The organism is Candidatus Alistipes pullistercoris, assembly GCF_027665465.1.
In the GTDB taxonomy this organism is placed as follows: Bacteria; Bacteroidota; Bacteroidia; order Bacteroidales; family Rikenellaceae; genus Alistipes_A; species Alistipes_A hominis.
The window spans coordinates 212367-232112 of sequence record NZ_JAQDED010000004.1 but is presented as its reverse complement, the minus strand read 5'-3'; the positions used below and the strand labels follow the sequence as shown (position 1 = coordinate 232112).

21 protein-coding genes are annotated in these 19746 nt (G+C 57.1%); 14 read left to right on the top strand and 7 right to left on the bottom strand.

Annotated features, from left to right (window positions below):
- The first annotated feature begins 166 nt into the window (after positions 1–166).
- Both gpmA and PGR91_RS07955 read left to right on the top strand, forming a co-directional pair.
- A complete protein-coding gene (gene gpmA, locus PGR91_RS07960) occupies positions 167–916 on the top strand; it encodes a 2,3-diphosphoglycerate-dependent phosphoglycerate mutase (RefSeq protein ID WP_118656260.1) in 750 nt (249 codons plus the stop codon).
- 19 nt (positions 917–935) lie between these two features.
- The gene (locus PGR91_RS07955) at positions 936–1988 is read left to right on the top strand and encodes a class I fructose-bisphosphate aldolase (protein WP_055204951.1); all 1053 of its coding nucleotides are present in this window, start codon (positions 936–938) and stop codon (positions 1986–1988) included.
- 178 nt (positions 1989–2166) lie between these two features.
- Here PGR91_RS07955 and PGR91_RS07950 read toward each other — a convergent pair whose 3' ends face one another.
- Complete coding sequence (locus PGR91_RS07950; RefSeq protein WP_055204949.1) at positions 2167–2493, bottom strand: nitrous oxide-stimulated promoter family protein; 327 nt, start codon at positions 2491–2493, stop codon at positions 2167–2169.
- Between the two features lie 441 nt (positions 2494–2934).
- Here PGR91_RS07950 and PGR91_RS07945 point away from each other — a divergent pair, with 441 nt between their 5' ends.
- From PGR91_RS07945 to PGR91_RS07935, 3 genes are all read left to right on the top strand, one after another.
- Positions 2935–3141, top strand: a complete 207-nt coding sequence (locus PGR91_RS07945) for a hypothetical protein (protein ID WP_055204947.1) — start codon at positions 2935–2937, stop codon at positions 3139–3141.
- A gap of 18 nt (positions 3142–3159) precedes the next feature.
- Complete coding sequence (locus PGR91_RS07940; RefSeq protein WP_118656193.1) at positions 3160–3432, top strand: hypothetical protein; 273 nt, start codon at positions 3160–3162, stop codon at positions 3430–3432.
- A gap of 104 nt (positions 3433–3536) precedes the next feature.
- A complete protein-coding gene (locus PGR91_RS07935; protein ID WP_118656191.1) occupies positions 3537–5201 on the top strand; it encodes a hypothetical protein in 1665 nt (554 codons plus the stop codon).
- A gap of 16 nt (positions 5202–5217) precedes the next feature.
- Here PGR91_RS07935 and PGR91_RS07930 read toward each other — a convergent pair whose 3' ends face one another.
- The 5 genes from PGR91_RS07930 to PGR91_RS07910 all read right to left on the bottom strand — a co-directional run bounded on the left by PGR91_RS07930 (position 5218) and on the right by PGR91_RS07910 (position 8624).
- The gene (locus PGR91_RS07930) at positions 5218–6249 is read right to left on the bottom strand and encodes an AI-2E family transporter (protein WP_055204941.1); all 1032 of its coding nucleotides are present in this window, start codon (positions 6247–6249) and stop codon (positions 5218–5220) included.
- A 122-nt stretch (positions 6250–6371) separates the two neighbouring features.
- Positions 6372–6983, bottom strand: coding sequence for a response regulator transcription factor (locus PGR91_RS07925; protein WP_101573149.1), 612 nt, complete (start codon positions 6981–6983; stop codon positions 6372–6374).
- A complete protein-coding gene (locus PGR91_RS07920) occupies positions 6983–7678 on the bottom strand; it encodes a hemerythrin domain-containing protein (protein ID WP_101573151.1) in 696 nt (231 codons plus the stop codon). The genes PGR91_RS07925 and PGR91_RS07920 overlap by 1 nt, the downstream gene beginning before the upstream one ends.
- Before the next feature lie 89 nt (positions 7679–7767).
- Entirely contained in the window at positions 7768–8127 is a 360-nt protein-coding gene (locus PGR91_RS07915; protein WP_055204940.1) for a DUF2023 family protein, read from the bottom strand.
- The gene (locus PGR91_RS07910) at positions 8124–8624 is read right to left on the bottom strand and encodes a flavodoxin (RefSeq protein ID WP_055204938.1); all 501 of its coding nucleotides are present in this window, start codon (positions 8622–8624) and stop codon (positions 8124–8126) included. The genes PGR91_RS07915 and PGR91_RS07910 overlap by 4 nt, the downstream gene beginning before the upstream one ends.
- A 258-nt stretch (positions 8625–8882) precedes the next feature.
- Here PGR91_RS07910 and pstS point away from each other — a divergent pair, with 258 nt between their 5' ends.
- Genes pstS through PGR91_RS07875 form a run of 7 tightly spaced genes read left to right on the top strand, consistent with a single transcriptional unit; the run spans position 8883 to position 15585 of the window.
- Positions 8883–9929, top strand: a complete 1047-nt coding sequence (pstS, locus tag PGR91_RS07905) for a phosphate ABC transporter substrate-binding protein PstS (protein WP_118656189.1) — start codon at positions 8883–8885, stop codon at positions 9927–9929.
- Positions 9929–10795, top strand: a complete 867-nt coding sequence (gene pstC, locus PGR91_RS07900; RefSeq protein WP_118457572.1) for a phosphate ABC transporter permease subunit PstC — start codon at positions 9929–9931, stop codon at positions 10793–10795. The genes pstS and pstC overlap by 1 nt, the downstream gene beginning before the upstream one ends.
- Before the next feature lie 2 nt (positions 10796–10797).
- The gene (pstA, locus tag PGR91_RS07895) at positions 10798–11676 is read left to right on the top strand and encodes a phosphate ABC transporter permease PstA (RefSeq protein WP_118656187.1); all 879 of its coding nucleotides are present in this window, start codon (positions 10798–10800) and stop codon (positions 11674–11676) included.
- Positions 11664–12425 carry a phosphate ABC transporter ATP-binding protein PstB gene (gene pstB, locus PGR91_RS07890; protein ID WP_055204930.1) on the top strand — a complete coding sequence of 254 codons (762 nt, stop codon included), beginning with the start codon at positions 11664–11666 and terminating at the stop codon, positions 12423–12425. Before pstA ends, pstB begins: the two co-directional genes overlap by 13 nt.
- Before the next feature lie 13 nt (positions 12426–12438).
- Positions 12439–13122 carry a phosphate signaling complex PhoU family protein gene (locus PGR91_RS07885; RefSeq protein ID WP_055204928.1) on the top strand — a complete coding sequence of 228 codons (684 nt, stop codon included), beginning with the start codon at positions 12439–12441 and terminating at the stop codon, positions 13120–13122.
- A gap of 2 nt (positions 13123–13124) precedes the next feature.
- Positions 13125–13808: a response regulator transcription factor gene (locus PGR91_RS07880; RefSeq protein ID WP_101572805.1), complete on the top strand. Its 684-nt coding sequence runs from the start codon at positions 13125–13127 to the stop codon at positions 13806–13808.
- Positions 13786–15585 carry a sensor histidine kinase gene (locus PGR91_RS07875; RefSeq protein WP_259335507.1) on the top strand — a complete coding sequence of 600 codons (1800 nt, stop codon included), beginning with the start codon at positions 13786–13788 and terminating at the stop codon, positions 15583–15585. The genes PGR91_RS07880 and PGR91_RS07875 overlap by 23 nt, the downstream gene beginning before the upstream one ends.
- Before the next feature lie 115 nt (positions 15586–15700).
- On the opposite strand, the gene PGR91_RS07870 is transcribed toward PGR91_RS07875, so the two are convergent.
- Positions 15701–17368 (bottom strand): family 43 glycosylhydrolase, encoded by a 1668-nt coding sequence (locus tag PGR91_RS07870; protein WP_081032596.1) that lies wholly within the window; start codon positions 17366–17368, stop codon positions 15701–15703.
- Between the two features lie 432 nt (positions 17369–17800).
- Here PGR91_RS07870 and PGR91_RS07865 point away from each other — a divergent pair, with 432 nt between their 5' ends.
- Positions 17801–18439, top strand: coding sequence for a TetR/AcrR family transcriptional regulator (locus PGR91_RS07865; RefSeq protein WP_101572807.1), 639 nt, complete (start codon positions 17801–17803; stop codon positions 18437–18439).
- A 47-nt stretch (positions 18440–18486) separates the two neighbouring features.
- Complete coding sequence (locus PGR91_RS07860; protein WP_101573152.1) at positions 18487–19746, top strand: TolC family protein; 1260 nt, start codon at positions 18487–18489, stop codon at positions 19744–19746.

Below are 19746 nucleotides of genomic sequence, written 5' to 3'. Positions count from 1 at the left end.
ACTTTTTTTACTCCTTAAAACAACGGGGCCGCAGGTTATTGCACACTATTTGCACAGAACCGATATCCGGAGCGTCGCGGCGACGGAGAGCCGCGCATCCGCCGCACGGGCACGGAACGCCAGCCTGCAACCGCGTCCGACATGGAAAATCAAACCGCATAAGACTATGAAAAAAATCGTTTTGCTCCGACACGGAGAAAGCACCTGGAACCGGGAAAACCGCTTTACCGGCTGGACGGACGTCGACCTGACCGAAAAAGGCATCGCCGAAGCCGACAGGGCCGGCGAATTGCTGAAAAAAGAGGGTTTCGCATTCGACAAAGCCTATACTTCGTACCTCAAACGCGCCGTCAAAACGCTCGACCGCGTGTTGGACAAGCTCGACCAAGACTGGATCCCGGTCGAAAAGAGCTGGCGGCTGAACGAAAAGCATTACGGTATGCTGCAAGGACTCAACAAGAGCGAGACAGCCGCCAAATATGGCGACCAACAGGTGCTCGTCTGGCGACGCAGCTACGACATCGCACCCGATCCGCTCGCCGAGGACGATCCGCGCAACCCGCGTTTCGACCCGCGCTACCGGCTGGTTCCGGACGGGGAACTGCCGCGCACCGAATCCCTGAAAGAGACGATCGAACGGATCATGCCGTACTGGCAGTGCGCGATCTTTCCGAACCTGAAAACGGCCGACCAGTTGCTGGTCGTCGCGCACGGCAACAGTCTGCGGGGGATTATCAAGCATCTGAAGCGCATTTCGGACGACGACATCGTCAACCTGAACCTGCCGACGGCCGTACCGTACGTCTTCGAATTCGACGACCGGCTGAATCTTACGAAGGATTATTTTCTCGGCGACCCGGAAGAGATCCGCAAACTGATGGAAGCCGTCGCCCGCCAGGGTAAAAAACAACAATAAATTTAAACCGTTATAGAATATGAGCCAGATCATCAATTTATTGGGAGACAAAACCGAATATTACCTGAATCACGTTTGCCGGACGATCGACAAGTCGCTGATCCACATCCCGTCGCCGGACACGGTCGACCGGACATGGATTCCGTCCGACCGCAACGTCCGCACGCTGTGCAGCCTGCAAACGCTGCTCGGCCACGGCCGGCTGGCCGGCACGGGCTACGTGTCTATCCTGCCGGTCGATCAGGACATCGAACACACGGCCGGCGCGTCGTTCGCTCCGAACCCGGTCTATTTCGATCCGGAAAACATCGTCAAACTGGCAATCGAAGGGGGCTGCAACGCCGTAGCCTCGACGTTCGGCAACCTCGGCGCAGTGGCCCGCAAATACGCGCATAAGATACCGTTCATCGTCAAGCTGAACCACAACGAGTTGCTGACCTACCCGAACACGTACGACCAAGTGCTGTTCGGATCGGTCGACGAGGCGTGGAACATGGGAGCCGTCGCGGTCGGCGCGACAATCTATTTCGGTTCGGAGCAGAGCCGACGGCAGTTGGTCGAAATTTCGGAAGCCTTCGAACGGGCGCACGAACTGGGTATGGCGACGATCCTGTGGTGTTACCTGCGCAACGGCAGTTTTAAAAAAGACGGCGCCGATTACCACGCGTCGGCCGACCTGACCGGGCAGGCCGATCACCTGGGCGTCACGATCAAGGCCGACATCGTCAAACAGAAACTGCCGACCAACAACGGCGGGTTCACCGCGCTGCATTTCGGCAAAACGAACGAAAAAATGTACACAGAGTTAGCGTCCGACCATCCGATCGACCTGTGCCGCTACCAGGTGGCCAACGGTTACATGGGCCGCGTCGGACTAATCAACTCCGGCGGCGAATCGCACGGCGTATCCGATCTGAAAGACGCCGTCATTACGGCCGTCGTCAACAAACGCGCCGGCGGCATGGGGCTGATCAGCGGACGCAAAGCGTTCCAACGCCCGATGAAAGAGGGCATCGCGTTGCTGCACGCGATTCAGGACGTTTACCTCGATCCCGGCATCACTATTGCATAATCTACCGGCAATAGGTTCCGGCAAATCCGCTGAATAATTCAAACCGGCATCCATCGAAAAATCGCTGGGTGCCGGTTCTTTATGCCGTTCGTTCCGGAAAACCGTCCCCCGCGATCTCCGAAAACGGGATACCCGCCGCAGGACATCGCCTTACGAAAAGCCGCTACGACCCGGAAAATTACCGGCCGCCGAAAAGCCGCAGACGGCAGAGCAAGTGCCCAAACGCATCGAGCGGACGATACCACAGCAGGCGGGGACCCGCATAACGCATCACGCACCGCATCCGTTCCCGCATGGATATTTTGTAGCAATGAACGGGGCATTTCTTGCAAACCGGTTTCCTGTCGCCGAACCGACAGCAATCCAACCGGACAACAGCATACGCGAGCAATTCCCGACACTCCGGACAAAGCTCCCGGTTCCCTTCCCGGTGGATACAGTAAAAACGGATCATCCGCTCGACGACCCGCTTCTCATAGTTTATCCGCCCCCCCGGAAAAATCATACGTCCGATCTTACAATCACTCAACTCGCTGCAAATCAATTATCCACAAATCTCGAATACGGCACCGTACAGAAACGATCATTACCGCCATACCCGTTTTCCAAACCGCCCGGACATCTCGCAATTCCGCCGTACCAAAGCATTTTGTACAAATATAATCAAATTGTACGGATATTTGTATTTTATCCGGACGCTGTTTACTCCCGTCTCCGGGAAATACCCTCGCCGCATAACATGCTATTTTAGAAACGGAAACCGTCACGGCCCCGTTCCGAAAGAACGGTCCCGACCGACAGAAAACTCATTTATCCCGGACCGAATGCAGTATCCCCGACACCGTACAGCGCTAAAAATTTTAGTCACTTTCACTATTATTTTTCATTTAGATCCAAATACTTAAGAAATTCGGACCGAAACCGATCCGACCAATTATCGATATGTATGCATTCTATCAGTTATTTAATCAGAGCAAAAGAAATCCAGGACTTTGCAGCACAATTTTACGAACCGGGACGGCACGACAAATGTTACAAACAGGTTTGGCTGAAACACGTATTTCCTAAATACGGCTTCAACTACGATACGTTCCTGCGTTACATGCGCGTGGACACCAGTTGTCTCGAAGAACTTCTGGTCGAACAGGAATAAAACCGACCGACAGCGGCTATGGCGATCCAGGATTTCCATTTCGTTCCGGGAGAGCTGTATCTTTTCTCCCTCGATCCCCGGCACCACGACCCGGACCGCTGCCTGTGGGGAATTTTCGACAAACTCGAAAACGGGAACGTCGTTCTGGAGGTCATGACCGACGGATTGACCCGATTTTACAGGGACGCCTGCGTCCCTCCCGAATACGTATCCGTCAGGCGGGCGACCCGCAACGAACTCAAAGATTTCTATTTCAGTTACGGGCACCGGAGCGGGAGAACCGGAGAATAAAATCTTCGGCAGATAATCCGCATCGTCGAATATCTCATCCATCGACCGGCGATTTGGACAGGAATTTGCAAGCTATGCATTTTATTCGTAAAATGCACAGAATTATGGAAACTACCGAAAGAAAACCGCGTTTCAGAAAAATCGTCCGGACGGCGGGGATCGTCGTCGTCGCCGTCCTGCTGCTGCTTGCGGGCGCAAACCTCTGGATCGGCCGGATCGTCCGGCAAAAGATCGAAAAAGAGGTCGCCGAGCAGACCGGCGGAATGTGCCGGATCAGCATCGACCGGGTGCGTTTCAATCCGGTCGGCCGGTCGATGCGGCTCAAAGGCATCGTCCTGACGACCGACAGCTTGCTGCTCGCAAAACGACATCCCGGCCTGCGGATGTTCCGGCTCACCGCAGCACAGCTTTCGATCGGCGGAATCCGCCTGACGCAACAAGACGGAGACCGGACGCCGACGATCGCCGAAATCGAAGTGTCGGCACCGCACGTCGACATCGTCCGCAACTTCAGCGACTCGGTTCCACCGGTCGACTCGCTGCAACGGGCATCCGGACAGACCGTCCGGACGATCGGCATCGGCCGGCTCCGGATCGCGGACGGCTCGGTAACGTACTGCGAGATCCGGAACGGACGGCAGACATGCCATACGTTGCGGGGACTCTCCATACAAACCGACGATTTCCGCCTGAACGCCGGGAATGCGAACGACAGCGGATGGCTCGACAACGGCATCCGCACTTCCGTCGAATCGGTAAACTATCAGCTCGACGAAGGAGCGGTCGCGTTGCAGGCCGATACGCTGATAATCGACACCCGCAAAGGCGAATGCTCGGTAGCGGGCGTCCGCCTGTTGCCGCAATACCCGAAAAGCGAATTCGCCTCGCTGGTAGCAGGCCATCCGGACTGGACGCAGGTCGTCGCAGGCCGGATCGCGTGCACGGGAGTGGACTATCCCGAGATCGCGCGGAACAAAAAGCTGAAAATCGACAGCGTATGGATCGGCAACGTGGAAATCGGCAGCTTCAAGAACCGACAGATCCCGCAAAAACAGCGCATCAAACCGCTCTTTTACCAATCCCTGCAAAAACTCTCTTTCGGAGTGGAAGTTCGTAGAATAAGTTTCAGCGACATTCGCGCCGTGTACGAAGAACTGTCGGCGACGGGAACCGTTCCGGGTACCGTCACCTTCGACAGTCTGAGAGGCGACCTGTACGGACTCGCCAACGCCGCCTCGCCGGAACATCCGCGCATCACCCTGAAAGCCAGCGGGCGACTGATGAACCGGGGAGTCTTACAGGCGACCTTCCTGCTGCCGGCCGATTCGCTGGACGACCGTTTCGAAGTGGACGGAAAGCTCGGCCCGATGGAACTACAGGCGATGAACCGGGCGATCGAACCGCTGGTGAACGCGCGAATCAATACGGGGCGAATCGACGGAATGAATTTCCGCATCGCAGGAGACTCTCGCCAAGCCGACGTACAATTACTACTGCTGTACGACAGCCTGAACGTCTCGCTAATGAAACAGGAGAAAGACGGGCCCAAGGCCCGCCGGTTGCTTTCGGCCATCGTAGACGACCTGTTGATCCGCACCGGCAATCCGGAAGACGGAGTGACCCGCACCGGCGAAGGCGCGACCGAACGGGATCCCTACCGCTCGCAGTTCAACTACCTGTGGAAGTCGCTGATGCCGGGTATCAAACAGACGGTCGTCGGACACGGAACGGTCGTCAAAAGACACCGCCACCGGGACGACCGGCGATAAGCGGCCGTCCGCCGGTTCAGGATTCCGACGGCGGCAGCAACCGGTATTCCTTGTAATAGATCCGAATCAACAGCAGGAAGGCGGAGATCAGCAGCGGCCCGAAAATAATCCCCCAGAAGCCGAAAAGCGGAATCCCGAGGATCACCCCGAAAATCACGATCAGCGGGTGGGTATTGGAGATCTTCTTCATCAGGATGATCCGGCACAGGTTGTCTACGTTGGCCACGATCAGTATGCCGCACGCGATCATGATGATCCCCATCCAGACGCTGTCGTCGAAAATCATATAAACGCCCATCGGCACGGTGACGATCGCGGTGCCGACCATCGGTATCAACCCGCAGACGGCCGTCACGAAGGCCCAGAAGACCGCATTGTTGACGCCCAGCGCCCAATAGACCAGAAAGGAGGCCGCCGCCTGCGCGAACATGACCAGCGGAATGCCGACGGCATTGCTGAAAATAATGCTCTTGACTTCGCTGCGAATCACCTGCTGGCTATGACCGCGGAACGGCAGGTAGCGGTTCGCGCTTCGTTCCATAGTCCGAGCGTGCAGCAGCATGAAATAAAGGATCACGAGCATCATGAACACGTTCGCTGCGAAACTGTAAGTCGTATTGAGCAGCATCGAGGCCATTTTCGTGATCGTCCCTCCGGAACCTTTGATGATATTTTCCGGCACGATCGCAAAGCCCAGCAGATGGTTCGCCCGCCGGAGCAGTTCGTTGAAAACGTCGACGATTTTCGAGGTGTCCACGTTCGGGATCTCGGAGGCGATCACCTCGAAAATCAGAAATCCCAGCCCGGACAGCAGCAGCGTCGTAGCCAACACCAGCATCAGAGAGGCGACCCAGGGCTTCCAGTTCCAGCGCTCGGTCAACCGGAACAGCACCGTCCGCAACACGACGTACATCGTGATCGCCCCGAGGAACGATCCTACGAAAAATTGGAGTTGTGTGAAAATTACCAGCCCGATCGTAATCAGGATGCCGATATAAAGCAGTTGCCGGAAAAAAGCGTTGTTTTTCCCTATCGTTCCGTCTGTCATAGCTCTAAGAATGGATATTGCGGATCACTCCGCAAATATTTCACCAATTTTTCGGTGAAAGCAAAAACAAAACGAAAAATCGGAACGATCCGGACGAAACGGCGATTCCGGGCGGCGGGGAATTACCCGGCCGCGACGGTCTCTCCGATCTCGTCGAGTTCGACCAGCTTGTTGACGATCGCATAGATGGTCAACCCGGCCGGACTGTGTATCTGCAATTTGCCGGCGATGTTGCGGCGGTGGGTAATCACGGTATGCGCCGACAGGCACAGCCGCTCGGCGATCTGCTTGTTGGTCATCCCCTTCACCACGCAGACCACAACGTCTTTTTCCCGCGGACTCAGCAAGTCGCGCCGGGATTCGGGTTTTTCGTCCCGGTTGGCGAGACGGGACAGTTTGAGCCGGATCTGTTCGGCCGTATCGTACAGGGAGATCGTCTCGTCGTAGATCCTCAGCGACAGGGCGTCGGCCAGCGCACATTGCAGGGCCACGCATTTCATCGTCTCGCACCCCGATTCGTGCCGGATGCGCTGCAACGAAAAAAGCCCCGGCAACGCCGGATTCACGATCAGGATGTCGGGCTTCTGCCAGCAAAGCGACTTGACCAGTTGTTCGGGATCGGCGATCTCCACGACGCTCACATTCAGTCCGGGTAGCCGTTTCAGCACCGCAAGAAGACCGCTGCGGATAATTTGCGAAGACTCGGCTACGGCTATTTTCAACGAAACGCTCATCATTGCGAACCGTTTTTACGCTCCAGTTCCACGACCGCCGGAACGAACAGGTGGTCTTCGATCCGATTGTGCGAAGCCAGGTCGCGCTCGCACGAAAAAATATCGAACAACGCGCTGTTGAGTTCGTTGCTGCCGCTGCCCGGATAGTAGCGGATCAGGATGTTCTTCAACTCCGTCAGCCGGGCCTCCACCTGATCGTGCTGTCTCCGGAAAATATCGATCCTGTACCGTCCCTTCTTACGCCCTTCGAGCAAAGAACGGACATAAGGAAAAACTTTCTCTTCTTCGTAAAGCATGTGCCTGCGCACCTCAGCCGCATATTCATCGAAAAAACGGAGCACGGCGAACGAAACGTCGCCGTGATCGCTGCCGAGCGCATCGGCCAGTTCGCGGCGGATCACCGGCAGACGAAAATCCAGGAAATAGGCGTGCGAATTCTGCAAGTACCGTACGAGCGCTCCGACCGACAGCGGAGCATCGGCCGGAGCGGCTGATTCGTCCTCGTCCAACAGCAGGTTCACGACGGCCAGAAAAGTCGGCGTATCGACCCCGTTGTCCGCGCACACCTGCGCGATATCCTTGTCGCCGAACCCGAGCGAAATACCGAACCTGCTAACTACCAGAAGAATCGGATAGTTTTCACAGATCAGGTCGCCCATTTTGTCGGTTTCCTTATATTGACTGAGTCTGTACATGGCATGAGTCTTTTGACGGATGGGAGCATTCGGCGTAAAGATAGCGTTTTTCTCCGGAAACGCGAAGTCCGGCACGCCGCCTCCGCCGGTCATAGGGCGAACCGGCTCCGCTGCCGGCAAAAGCGTTCGCACTGCTGGATGATATCGTAACCGAGCATGGCCCCCAGCATGAAATCCTGCTCCGGGGTGAGCCGGTTCAGCGGCTTGTCGATAAAGGCCCGCACCGCATCCAAACAGGCGCGTTTTCCGAAATAAAGGTTCACTTTATTGTCCGTCACTTCCTGAATCAGGTACTCGATCCGCTGCCCCCGAAGCCGTTCTGCCACCAGCGCGGCGCAGGTCGGGCACATCGTGCAGAGCACCAGATTCCGAACTCCTTTCTTGAATTCGTAAATCTGGTGCATGAAGATTTTCAGTTCGCCGAAACGGACGTAATCCTGTTCGCTCATACCCCTTCCTCTTTCAGTACCGCGATCCATTGCTTCAGGTGTTCCGACGAAACGGCTTCCGAGTCCGCCTCGTCGATAGCCAATCCGACGAACTTTCCGTCCTCGCACACTTTCGAATCGGTAACGGAATAGTTCTGCGGCGCGTAGGCTCCGACGAACCGACATCCCGTCCCGGCGAGCTCCTCGCGCAGAATCCCGACGGCGTCGCAGAACGTATCGGGATACATGCTGCTGTCGCCGCATCCGAACAGTGCCACGCTCTTCCCGGACAGATCCTGCCCTTTGAGCCCTTCCAGAAAACCGAACCAATCGTCCTGCAACTCCCCGCATCCCCATGTGGAGGAGCCCAGCAGCAGGCAATCGTAACGCTGAACCGCATCCGCCGCCGCGCCGGCCACATCGTGCACGTCCGCCGCGGCGATTCCCAACTCCTCCGCGATGCGGCCGGCCAAAGAACCGGTAGTCCCGGTAGTGCTTCCGTAAAATATTCCTTTCATTTCCAAATTTGTTTTTCGTTTGATGCAAAAGTAGCAAACCGGCCCCGGCGGAAAAATACCCAGAAAAAGCGAAAAAAGAGAGCCCCGATACCTAAAACCGTCAACCGAGGTCCGTTCCTTGCATTACCAACGCCTTAGAAAAGAGTGCCGTAAAAAGGGCGTTTCGCAAAGTAACCGTTTCGTAACAATCGCTTAACGGGAGCGTAACAACAAACCCCTAATATTGCAACATCAATTTAACGACTAAAATTTCGAGAAGTGAAAAAATTGATTCTCATCGCATTGGCCGCCGTTCTGGCCGCCTGCGGACAATCTCCGAAAGGGAGCGGCCGGGAAAAACTGGCCGGCGCGGGCGCAACGTTCCCGCTGCCGTACTATAATCTTGCATTCAAGACCTATCGCGACAGCGTTCCGGCGGAAGTCTCCTACGGCGGTATCGGAAGCGGCGGCGGCATCCGCAGCCTGAAAGACCGGATCGTCGATTTCGCCGGCAGCGACGCCTACCTGACCGATGCGGAAATGGCCGCGATGCCCGACAGCGTGATCCACATCCCGACCTGCATGGGCGCCGTGGTAATGGCCTACAACCTGCCGGGCGTGGAAAAATTGAAACTGACCGGCGAACTGGTGGCCGATATCTACCTGGGTAAAATTACCCGCTGGAACGACGCCCGCATCCGCGGGATCAACCCCGGCGTACAGCTTCCCGATCTGGAGATCCATCCGGTATACCGTTCCGACGGCAGCGGCACGACTTTCGTATTCAGCGATTACCTGACAAAAGTAAGCCCCGCATGGAAAGAGACGATCGGGGCCGGCAAATCGCTCGAATGGCCGGCCGGCCTCGCCGCCAAAGGCAATCCCGGCATATCGGGGACAGTCAGCCAGACCGAAGGGGCCGTCGGCTACATCGGGTCGGAATACGCTTTTGCACAGCATATCAGCTACGCGAGCCTGCAAAACAAGGCGGGTCGCTTCATCGACCCGACCCTCGAAAGCATCTCGGCAGCGGCCGCGGGCGACCTGCCGACCGACACGCGTTGCATGATTACCGATCCGGACGCGGCGGACGCTTACCCGATCAGTTGCTTTACGTGGATTCTGCTGTACAAGGAACAAGGCTACGACAAGCGCACCCGCGAACAGAGCGAAGCCCTCGTCGACTTGCTCGGATGGATGCTCGGCAGCCAAGCGCAGGATCTGGCCGGCAAGGTCAATTACGCCCCGCTGCCGCAACAGGTGATCAACAACGGGCGCGCACAACTGGGCACAGTTACGTATAAAGGAGAAAAACTGCTGAAGTAATGATCCGCACAGCCGCACGCGACCGTATTTTCAAAGGACTGCTACTGGCGGCGGCGGCCGCCATCATACTGATCTGCGGGGGAATGTTCTACTCGCTGATCAGCGGAGCGGCGCCGGCGTTCGACCATTTCGGCTTTTTCCGCTTCATCGCCTCGTCGGACTGGAACCCGAAGACCGGCTCCGAAAGCTACGGGGCGCTGCCGTTCATCGCGGGGACCGTGCTGACTTCGCTGCTGGCCATGCTGTTCTGCCTTCCGCTGTCGCTGCCGGTCGCCCTTTTCACCGGCGAATATTTCCGGGGCCGGCGGATCGCGAAAATAATCGGTACGGTGATCGACCTGCTGGCCGGCATCCCGTCGATCGTCTACGGGCTGTGGGGATTCTACGTGATCCGGCCGGTGATCGTCGACCTGGGACTGTCGTCGCAGGGATTCGGCATCCTGACCGCATCGGTCGTACTGGCGATCATGGTGATCCCGTATGCCGCGTCGCTCAGTTCGGAGTTTATCTCGATGGTGTCGCGCGAACTGAAAGAAGGAGCGTACAGCCTCGGCGGAACGCGGCTCGACGTGATCCGCCGCGTCGTCTTTCCGGTCGCCGGGTCGGGTATTTTCGCCAGTTACGTACTGGCGCTCGGGCGTGCGCTCGGCGAGACGATGGCCGTCACGATGCTGATCGGTAACACGAACCTGATTCCGACCGGCCTGACCGCCACCGGCAACACGATGGCCAGCGTCATCGCCAACCAGTTCGGCGAGGCCGACGGGCTGAAGCTCAGCTCGCTCGTCGCCATCGGGCTGCTGCTTTTCATTATCACCGCCGTAATCAACCTGATCGGGCGGCTCATTCTTCGTAAATTCCGATAACTATGACGATAACGGTTCCTAAATCGCGGACGCGGTTCCGCAAGGCGAAAGAACGGGCGTTCTTCTACGTGGTCTGCGGATTCTCACTGCTCACGGCCGTCCCGCTGCTGCTGATTATCTGGGAAGTGGTACGCAAGGGATACCGTCAGATCTCGCTGTCGTTCTTCACCGAGAACGCGCCGAGCACGCTGGACGCGATGCTGGCCAAAACGGCCGGCGAGTCGATCCCCGGAGGCATCGCGAACGGCATCCTCGGCACGCTGTCGATGACGCTGATCGCGGCGCTGATCGCGATCCCGTCGGGGATTCTCGCAGGAGTTTACCTGTCAGAAAAGCGTAAAACGGCGTTCGCAGGCATCGTACGTTTTCTGACCGAACTGCTGCAAGGCACCCCGTCGATCGTGATCGGGATCATCGCCTACGCCTGGATCGTCGTACCGCTGGGCAGTTACTCGATGCTGGCCGGCAGCGTGGCGCTTGCCGGAATCATGCTGCCGCTGATCGTCCGCTCGACCGAGGAGACGCTGAATATGCTGCCCTCACCGCTGAAAGAGGCCGGGCTGGCGCTCGGAGCGCCTTACCGCTCGGTCGTGATGCGTATTCTGGTGCCGTCGGCTTTCGGCGGGATGTTCACCGGCATCCTGCTGGCCGTATCGCGGGCGATGGGCGAAACCGCCCCGCTGATGCTGACCGCGCTGGGCTGCGCAACGCTGAACTTCGACCCGCTGCACCCCACTTCGGCCGTTCCGCTGCTGATCTGGGAGTTCTACAACGATCCGAACCTCGTCGACCTGATCTGGGGCTGCTCGCTGCTGCTGCTGATCCTGACGCTGTTGCTGAATATCATTGCCAAACGAATCGCTGCAAAATGGAAAATCTGAAACTGCAAATAAACGACCTGTCGGTCGCCTACACTCCGGAGAAACTGGCCGTGAAACACGTCACGACGGGTATCCTCGAACGGACGATCACGGCGATCATGGGCCCGTCGGGCTGCGGTAAAAGCACGCTGCTGCGGGCGATCAACCGTATGCACGAGCTCTATCCGGACATCCGCGTGACGGGCGAAATCCTGCTCGACGAACGAAATATCTTCAAAATGAATCCGATGGAGGTGAGACGGATGGCCGGCATGGTGTTCCAGCGGCCGAACCCGTTCCCGACGATGAGCATTTACGACAACGTGCTGGCCGGATACAAGCTGAACGGCATCCGGTTGTCGAAAGCGCAGAAGGACGAGATCGTCGAAACGAGCCTTACGAGCGTCGGACTCTGGAGCGAAGTGCGCGATTCGCTGTTCCGCAAAGGAGGATTCCTCTCCGGCGGACAGCAGCAACGGCTGTGCATCGCCCGCGCGATCGCGCTGAAACCCGAAGTGCTGCTGATGGACGAACCGACCTCGGCGCTCGACCCGATCGCGACGCACCGCGTCGAAGAGCTGATGCTCGAACTGAAAAAAGAGTTCACGATCGTTATCGTAACGCACAATATGGCGCAGGCGGCGCGGATCTCGGACTACTCGCTGTTTATGTACCTCGGCGAGCTGGTCGAATCCGGCCGCACGCAAACCCTGTTCACCACACCGAAAGACAAACGGACCGAAGAGTACCTCTCCGGCCAGTTCGGATAAAAACACACCTATTATGAACCGATTGAAAGACACCGTTTTAAAACCGGTAGGCGACCAGTTCGACCGGCTAACCGAACTCATCCTGAGACAACTCTCCATCACCCGGCAACTGCTCGCGGGAAATTCGTCCGCCGAACTGCGCGACGAACTGAACCGCAACGAAAGCGCGATCGACGGCCTGGAAGTCTCGATCCGCGACGAAGTGGTCAACGTGATCGTACTGCACGCGCCGCGCGCCTCGAACCTGCGGATCATCATGGCCTGCTACGATACGACCTCGAATCTGGAGCGCATCGGCGACCTGATCCACAACGTCTACGAATTCACCGGCGGCACGGCCGTCAGCACCGGACTGTACCGCCGCAAAAGCGACGGACTGCTCAAAATGTTCGACCTGGCGGCGGATATGGTGAAAAACGTTATTTTTGCGATGAACTGCAGCGACGAACGGCTGGCGCGCGAAGTGATCCGCAGCGACGACCGCGTGGACGAATGGTGGCGGCGGATTTCCGGCGAGTTGAAAAGCACGGGAACCCAGCGGACGCTGACGGCCGAAGAGATGGAAGGGATGCTGTCGGTTTTCGGCATCGCGAACAACCTCGAACGCATCGGCGACCAGGCGACGAACATCGCCGAGGCGGTGATTTTCGTTACCGAAGGGAAAGACATCAAGCACACGGACAAAAACCTGTTGTAAAAATGGCAAAACGCGAGAAAATACTGGTCGTGGACGACGAACAGGATCTGTGCGAGATCCTGCGCTTCAACCTCGAATGCGAAGGGTTCGCCGTCGAAACGGCCGAATCGGCCGAGCAGGCCCTGAAAATGCTGCCGGACGGCTACGACCTGATCCTGCTGGACGTGATGATGGAAGGGATGTCGGGATTCCGGATGGCAGAAAAGGTGCGCAAGGAGCAGAAACTGCAAGTTCCGATCGTCTTCCTGACGGCCAAGGACACCGAAAACGACCTGCTCACCGGATTCAGCCTCGGAGGGGACGACTACATTCCGAAACCGTTCTCGATCAAGGAAGTGACGGCCCGCGTAAAGGCCGTGCTGAAACGGAGCGCCGCAGCGCCGGCCGATACGAACCGTACGATCGAACTGGGCGAACTGACGATCGATCCCGAAACCAAGAGCGCGACGCTCGGCAACGAACACATCCTGCTGACCAAAAAGGAGTTCGAAATCCTTATGACGCTGGCGCGGACTCCGAACAAGGTTTTTTCGCGGGAGGATATTCTCGAACGCGTCTGGAAAAAGGAGTCCTACGTGCTCGAACGCACCGTAGACGTGCACATCACACGGCTGCGTAAAAAACTGGGAACGTTCGGCGAACGCCTGACGAACCGTTCCGGATATGGATACTGCATCGAATTTTAACCCGATAACCGATACCGCCATGCGCCTGAGCTATCGAAAAAAACTGTTTTTTTACTTCCTGATCGTATTCGCCGTTTTCGCGGCGATCGTCGTCTTCGTCCAGCAAAACCGCGAACGAACCTTCAGAAACGACGAGTTCAAACGGGGAATGGACGTTTACGCGACGCTGATCTCGAAATACATCGCCGAAAACCATCTGACCGCTCCGGATTCGATGTCCCGGCTTGACAGCCTGCTGCCGCTGCTGCCCCGGGATCTGCGGATAAGCATCATCGACCGGCGCGGCAACGTGCTGTTCGACAACGGCTCCGACGGAAAACCGATCGTCGAGAACCACCTGTCGCGGCCCGAAATCGCCCAAGCGCTGATCCGCGGCGGCGGAAGCCACATTCGGCACTCGGCAACCACCGGAAAAACTTATTATTACTATGCGCGGCTGTTCGGCAACGATTTCGTCCGGGTGGCGCTGCCTTACGACAACGCGGCGAAACTGAGCCTGAAAGCGGACGATTTCTTTCTTTATTTCATGTTGCTGCTTTTCTTTGTCGCGCTGATCTCGTTGCTGTACCTGTCCGACCGTTTCGGCAAGGCGGTCAGCGGATTGCGCGACTTTCTGGTCTCGACCGAGAACAACCGTCCCGATTTCGACAAGGTCAGATTCCCGGATACCGAACTCGGCGAGATAGGCAACCGCATCGTCACCAATTACCGGCTGCTGCGCGAAAGCCGCAACCTGCTCGATACGGAACGTGAAAAACTGATCCGCCACTTCCACTATTCGGACGAGGGAATCTGCATCTTTTCGCCGGACGGAGACAAAATTTATGCGAACTCGCACTTCATACAGCACCTCAACACGATCCTCGACGAACCGACCTCCGACGCGACCGCAATTCTCCGGGCCAAAGATTTCGGCGACCTGCGCGAATTCCTGCAACGGCACCGGCCGGTCAACCCGCAGTCGGCCTCGATCCCGATCTACGAAACCAAGCTTACCCGGGAAGGCCGTCATTTCGCCGTCCGGCTACTGATTTTCAACGACAACAGTTTCGAAATCACGCTCGATAACATCACCGCGCAGGAGAAAAATCGGCTGCTGAAACAGGAGATGACCAACAACATCGCGCACGAACTGAAAACCCCCGTCACCAGCATCCGGGGATACCTCGAAACCCTGCTGCAACAGCACGAGATCAGTCCGGACAAACAGCGCTTCTTTCTCGACCGGGCTTATACCCAGGCATTGAGACTGTCCGACCTGATCCGCGACGTCGCGCTAATCACCAAGATCGAAGAGGCGACCGACTTGTTCGAGCGCAAACCGGTCGACCTGAAACAGGTCGTCGAAGAGGTGATCGCCGACCATAAAAATACGCTGGACGCTCACCGCGTGCAGATCGTCGACCGCATCAGCCGCGGAACGACGGTCGAAGGAAACCACACGCTGCTTTACTCGATCTTCTGGAACCTGACCGACAATGCGGTCAATTACGCCGGCGAAGGCGTCACGATCACGATCGAGCAATACGCCGAGGACGACGATTTCTACTACTTCTCGTTCCACGACAACGGCTGCGGCGTACCGGAGGCCGATCTGGAAAAAATATTCGTCCGTTTCTACCGGGTCGACGAAGGTCGGAGTCGCAAAAACGGAGGATCGGGACTCGGACTGTCGATCGTCCGCAACTCGGTATTGTACCACAAAGGACGCATTTCGGCCAAAAACCGGAAAGAAGGGGGACTCGAATTCCTGTTCTCGCTGGCCAAAAAGAGCTGACCGAAACGCGCTTCCGCCAAACGCTTCCGTTGCGAAGAAACTGTTCGCAACGGAAGCGTTTTCATAAGATATATTCCGGCCGAATACGCCGGTTGCCGGACAGAGGTCGAAAAAATTACCGCCGCGCGCCGAATTCCAGCCAATCGACCCGAACATCCCCGCTGCCGGGCTTCGTCTTCAGAAAGATATAGAACGCATCCTTCCCGTCGCGGGTTACGGAAGCCGGGGCTTCGACCTTCTTCCATTCGCCGTCGGTATTCGGCAGATCGACGGCGGCGATCAACTCTCCGTCCGCAGAGCCCCGGCGAATTTCGAGCGACCCGCCGGCGGCTTCGGTGCAGACGCTCATGCCGACTGTCGAAATTTCCGGTGAGAAATCCATAAAACGGTATCCGATCCACTGTCCCGGCTCGTTGTAAAAAGTGTACGGATAACCGACATACCGGAAAACATACGGATTGGCAGTCGGCTCGCGCCGCGTCACCAGCCTGCGGTCGTTGCGGCCGCCCGAATAGACGACCCCGCTGGAGCTGCGGATCCGTTCGCCCGGTACGAAACAGCCCTTTACGCCGGACGAAGTCGGCTCGGCCCGCCGGATCGTCCCGTCATCGTCGAATTCGATCCGGTCGAGGCAGGCGGCACGGGTCAGACCGAGCTCCGACACCGGCATATGGTACGACACGTACCACTGTCCGTCGAACGGTTCGATCGAGCCGTGTATGTTTCCGGAAGCCGGATAATCGTAATTGGTAACGATCACGCCGCGGTAGGTATACGGGCCGAGCGGATTTTCGGCCGTCATATACCCCATCAGCGTCGGAACCGCGCCGTCGCGTTCGATATTGCCTTTATTCTGAATATAGATGTAATAGTAAATACCGTTGCGTTTCCGCAGCGAAGGCCCTTCGAACGGCTCGTCGCCGACCGGCATATACTGCGTCACGTCGCGGCAGGTTTCGGGCATCACCCGCGAGTAGTCCGACGGGTCGAGCCGGCAGATAAAGAATTTCGGACTCGCCAGGTACACCTTGCCGTCATCGTCGACCAGTACGCCCGGATCGATCTGCGGGATGGGCTCGCCGTTCAGCGTTACGAGCCGGACGTTGCCGAAAGGCCCTGTCGGGCTCGTCCCCTCGGCGATATACACCGGCTGGCCGTTGCCGCAAAACAGCAGGTAATACTTGTCTTTTTCGGTCGGGCTTTTGAAGACGTCCGGCGCCCACAGCCGCCGCGTATTTCCGCGGATCTCCGCCGGAATACTGTCGATCGAGATGCTGACGCCCGCGTCCGTCCAGTGGATCAGGTCGTCGGAATAGATCACATGGTAGTCGGTCGAACAGAAATCCCGTTCGCCGTTCGGCAGAAAACCGTTCGTCACGTCCCGCGACCCGAAAATATACATCCGTCCGTCGAAAACGTGCGGCTCGCCGTCGGCGATAAACAGTCCCCACGTCGGCGGCAGGATCGGATTCTGTCCCTCGTAACCGACCGACACGATGCATTCGGCTTTCGAACCGGCCGCTGAAGCCGTAATTACGGCATCGCCTTTCGAAACGCCGGTCACCACGCCGCTCCGGGAAACCGTCGCCACCTTTTCATCGCTCGACGTCCACTGCACGCCGCCGGCAGGAGCCTCCGCCAGGCGGATTTTCATCTTATCCCCGCTGTCGATCATAAACGCCGCCTTGTCCAGACGGATTCCGCCGCCCGCAGCGCCACTGCATACGCCCGCTCCGAAAACGAACGAAAAGAGCGTCAGCGACCACAAAAAAAACCTTTTCATAAACGATAGAATAACGTTAGAACGCCCGATGCGTCCGACCGGGTACTTTCAAATATAACTAAAAGAAACTTTTCCGGCAATTCCGCCGGCCGCCTTACCGCTCCGTTTTTACGCGAAGAACCCCGGTCGCAACACCCGCAACGGCCTCGGTTCAAAAGCGAAAAGGCCCGAGAAAGCAATATAGGTCTGATTCTTGCAACAGACCGGACGACGATTTCGGAAACCTGAAATACGGTAAGTCGCGCCGTTTGCCGGCTGCCGGCACATATTCCGGCCCGTTTGCGTAGAGCCCGGAAACACACAGATTCAAAGCATTCATTATAAATACATTGAACGATTTATCCACAAAAAAACAGCGTTGAAATTTGCAAGGTTCGTATTTATTCCTACATTTGCGGTATTAATAGATATATTAAATTAAACTATTAACACATGAAACAGACGGAAAAAACGGCGAAAAACGAAACCGAACCGATGGAACAGGCGATCCTGCGGGCGGCCGAACGGCTGTTCCTCGACAAAGGGTTCGCACTGACCTCAACGACCGAGATCGCCCGGGAAGCGGGCTGCAACCAGGCGCTCGTTCATTACTATTTCCGCACGAAAGAGAACCTTTTCGAGAAAATTTTCGAACAGAAAATACGGATGCTGATCTCGAACATATTTTCGATCGACCGGGAAGGCGGAACTTTCGAAGAGAAACTGCGGCGCAAAATCGAAGCGCATTTCGAAATCCTGAAAAAGAATCCGAAAATCCCCTTTCTGGTCATCAACGAGATCACGACGAACCCGGAACGGATCGCATCGCTGCGCGACAGCATCGGCGAACTGCCGCTGAGCGTTTACGCTACATTCGAACAAGATCTGCAAAAAGAGATCGCGCAGGGACGAGTCCGCGAAACCAATGCGCTCGACCTGATGTTCAGCGCGCTGTCGCTGAATCTCGCCACGTTCCTGGTCCGACCGGTACTGCAGAACATTCTCGGCCTGACGGACGAAGCGATGGACGGCTTCCTCGAGCACCGCAAAGAGGAGAACGTGAAAATCATCCTGCAAAGCCTCAAGCCGTAAAACATCGGAAAACCTTCACTTCACTCATGCATAAATTCAGTAAAACGATGAAAATAATCCGATCCATCCTGCTGCTGGCCGTCGGTTTCGGAACTTTGCCGGCACAGGCGCAACTGACCATCGACGCCTGCCAGCAGAAAGCGCAGGCCAACTATCCGCTCGTGGCCCAGTACGGACTGATCCGACAATCGGAACAGTACGACCTGGAAAACGCCAACAAAGGCTACCTGCCTCAGTTGTCGCTGTCGGCCAAAGCCTCTTACCAGACCGACGTGACGAAAATCCCGTTCTCGTTGCCGGGCATCGACATCCCGACCCTCAGCAAAGACCAGTATCAGGTCGTAGCCGAGGTGAACCAGGTAATCTGGGACGGCGGGAACATCCGTGCGAAAAAACAGAATGTCAAAGCGTCCGCCGAAGTCGACCTGCAACAGCAGCAGGTCGATATGTACGCGATCCGCGAACGGGTCAATTCGCTGTTCTTCGGCATTCTACTGACCGAGGAACAACTGGAACTGAACCGGCTGTACGACGAGGAGCTCGAACGCAACTACCGCAAAATAAGCAGCTTCATCGAGAACGGGGTCGCCAACCAAGCCGACCTCGACGCGGTGCAGGTCGAACAGCTCTCGAACCGACAGCAGCGCGTCTCGCTAGAAGCGACCAACCGCGCGTACCGGCAGATGCTGGGAGCCTTCATCGGCGAAAACGCCGACAGCGCCGAACTGATCTGCCCGGAAGTCGGAAGCGAGCCGGCGCCTACCGACGTGAACCGTCCGGAGCTGCGCCTGCTCGACGCCCGCAACACGCTGCTGGACGCCCAACTGAAACAGTTGAACGCCCGGAACCGCCCGACCCTCGGTCTGTTCGTACAGGGAGCCTACGGCAAACCGGGACTGAACATGCTGCAAGACAAATTCAAAGCATTCGCGATCGGCGGCGTGCGGTTTTCATGGAATTTCGGCAATTATTACACGCATAAAAGCGACGCGGCCAAGATAGACGTCGCGCGCAACGCGCTCCGCACACAACGCGAAACGTTCCTGTTCAATACGAACCAGCAGGTCGAATCCTCGCAAAGCGAACTCGAAAAATACCGCCGCACGCTCTCCGACGACGACCGGATCGTAGCGCTGCGCGACAATATCAAACGCGCGTCGGAGGCGAAGGTCGCGGAGGGCACGATGAGCGTTACCGACTACATGCAGGAAGTAACCAAAGCCGAAACGGCGCGGCAGAACCGCGCACTGCACCGGATGCAACTGATCATGACGACATACAACCTGAAAAATATAACCAACAACTGA

What these genes read in the sequence shown, in the direction of transcription:
- gpmA (WP_118656260.1), top strand. Translation starts at nt 167, where the DNA reads ATGAAAAAAATCGTTTTGCTCCGACACGGAGAAAGCACCTGGAACCGG.
- PGR91_RS07955 (WP_055204951.1), top strand. Translation starts at nt 936, where the DNA reads ATGAGCCAGATCATCAATTTATTGGGAGACAAAACCGAATATTACCTG.
- PGR91_RS07950 (WP_055204949.1), bottom strand. Translation starts at nt 2,493, where the DNA reads ATGATTTTTCCGGGGGGGCGGATAAACTATGAGAAGCGGGTCGTCGAG.
- PGR91_RS07945 (WP_055204947.1), top strand. Translation starts at nt 2,935, where the DNA reads ATGCATTCTATCAGTTATTTAATCAGAGCAAAAGAAATCCAGGACTTT.
- PGR91_RS07940 (WP_118656193.1), top strand. Translation starts at nt 3,160, where the DNA reads ATGGCGATCCAGGATTTCCATTTCGTTCCGGGAGAGCTGTATCTTTTC.
- PGR91_RS07935 (WP_118656191.1), top strand. Translation starts at nt 3,537, where the DNA reads ATGGAAACTACCGAAAGAAAACCGCGTTTCAGAAAAATCGTCCGGACG.
- PGR91_RS07930 (WP_055204941.1), bottom strand. Translation starts at nt 6,249, where the DNA reads ATGACAGACGGAACGATAGGGAAAAACAACGCTTTTTTCCGGCAACTG.
- PGR91_RS07925 (WP_101573149.1), bottom strand. Translation starts at nt 6,983, where the DNA reads ATGAGCGTTTCGTTGAAAATAGCCGTAGCCGAGTCTTCGCAAATTATC.
- PGR91_RS07920 (WP_101573151.1), bottom strand. Translation starts at nt 7,678, where the DNA reads ATGTACAGACTCAGTCAATATAAGGAAACCGACAAAATGGGCGACCTG.
- PGR91_RS07915 (WP_055204940.1), bottom strand. Translation starts at nt 8,127, where the DNA reads ATGAGCGAACAGGATTACGTCCGTTTCGGCGAACTGAAAATCTTCATG.
- PGR91_RS07910 (WP_055204938.1), bottom strand. Translation starts at nt 8,624, where the DNA reads ATGAAAGGAATATTTTACGGAAGCACTACCGGGACTACCGGTTCTTTG.
- pstC (WP_118457572.1), top strand. Translation starts at nt 9,929, where the DNA reads ATGATCCGCACAGCCGCACGCGACCGTATTTTCAAAGGACTGCTACTG.
- pstA (WP_118656187.1), top strand. Translation starts at nt 10,798, where the DNA reads ATGACGATAACGGTTCCTAAATCGCGGACGCGGTTCCGCAAGGCGAAA.
- pstB (WP_055204930.1), top strand. Translation starts at nt 11,664, where the DNA reads ATGGAAAATCTGAAACTGCAAATAAACGACCTGTCGGTCGCCTACACT.
- PGR91_RS07885 (WP_055204928.1), top strand. Translation starts at nt 12,439, where the DNA reads ATGAACCGATTGAAAGACACCGTTTTAAAACCGGTAGGCGACCAGTTC.
- PGR91_RS07880 (WP_101572805.1), top strand. Translation starts at nt 13,125, where the DNA reads ATGGCAAAACGCGAGAAAATACTGGTCGTGGACGACGAACAGGATCTG.
- PGR91_RS07875 (WP_259335507.1), top strand. Translation starts at nt 13,786, where the DNA reads ATGGATACTGCATCGAATTTTAACCCGATAACCGATACCGCCATGCGC.
- PGR91_RS07870 (WP_081032596.1), bottom strand. Translation starts at nt 17,368, where the DNA reads ATGAAAAGGTTTTTTTTGTGGTCGCTGACGCTCTTTTCGTTCGTTTTC.
- PGR91_RS07865 (WP_101572807.1), top strand. Translation starts at nt 17,801, where the DNA reads ATGAAACAGACGGAAAAAACGGCGAAAAACGAAACCGAACCGATGGAA.
- PGR91_RS07860 (WP_101573152.1), top strand. Translation starts at nt 18,487, where the DNA reads ATGAAAATAATCCGATCCATCCTGCTGCTGGCCGTCGGTTTCGGAACT.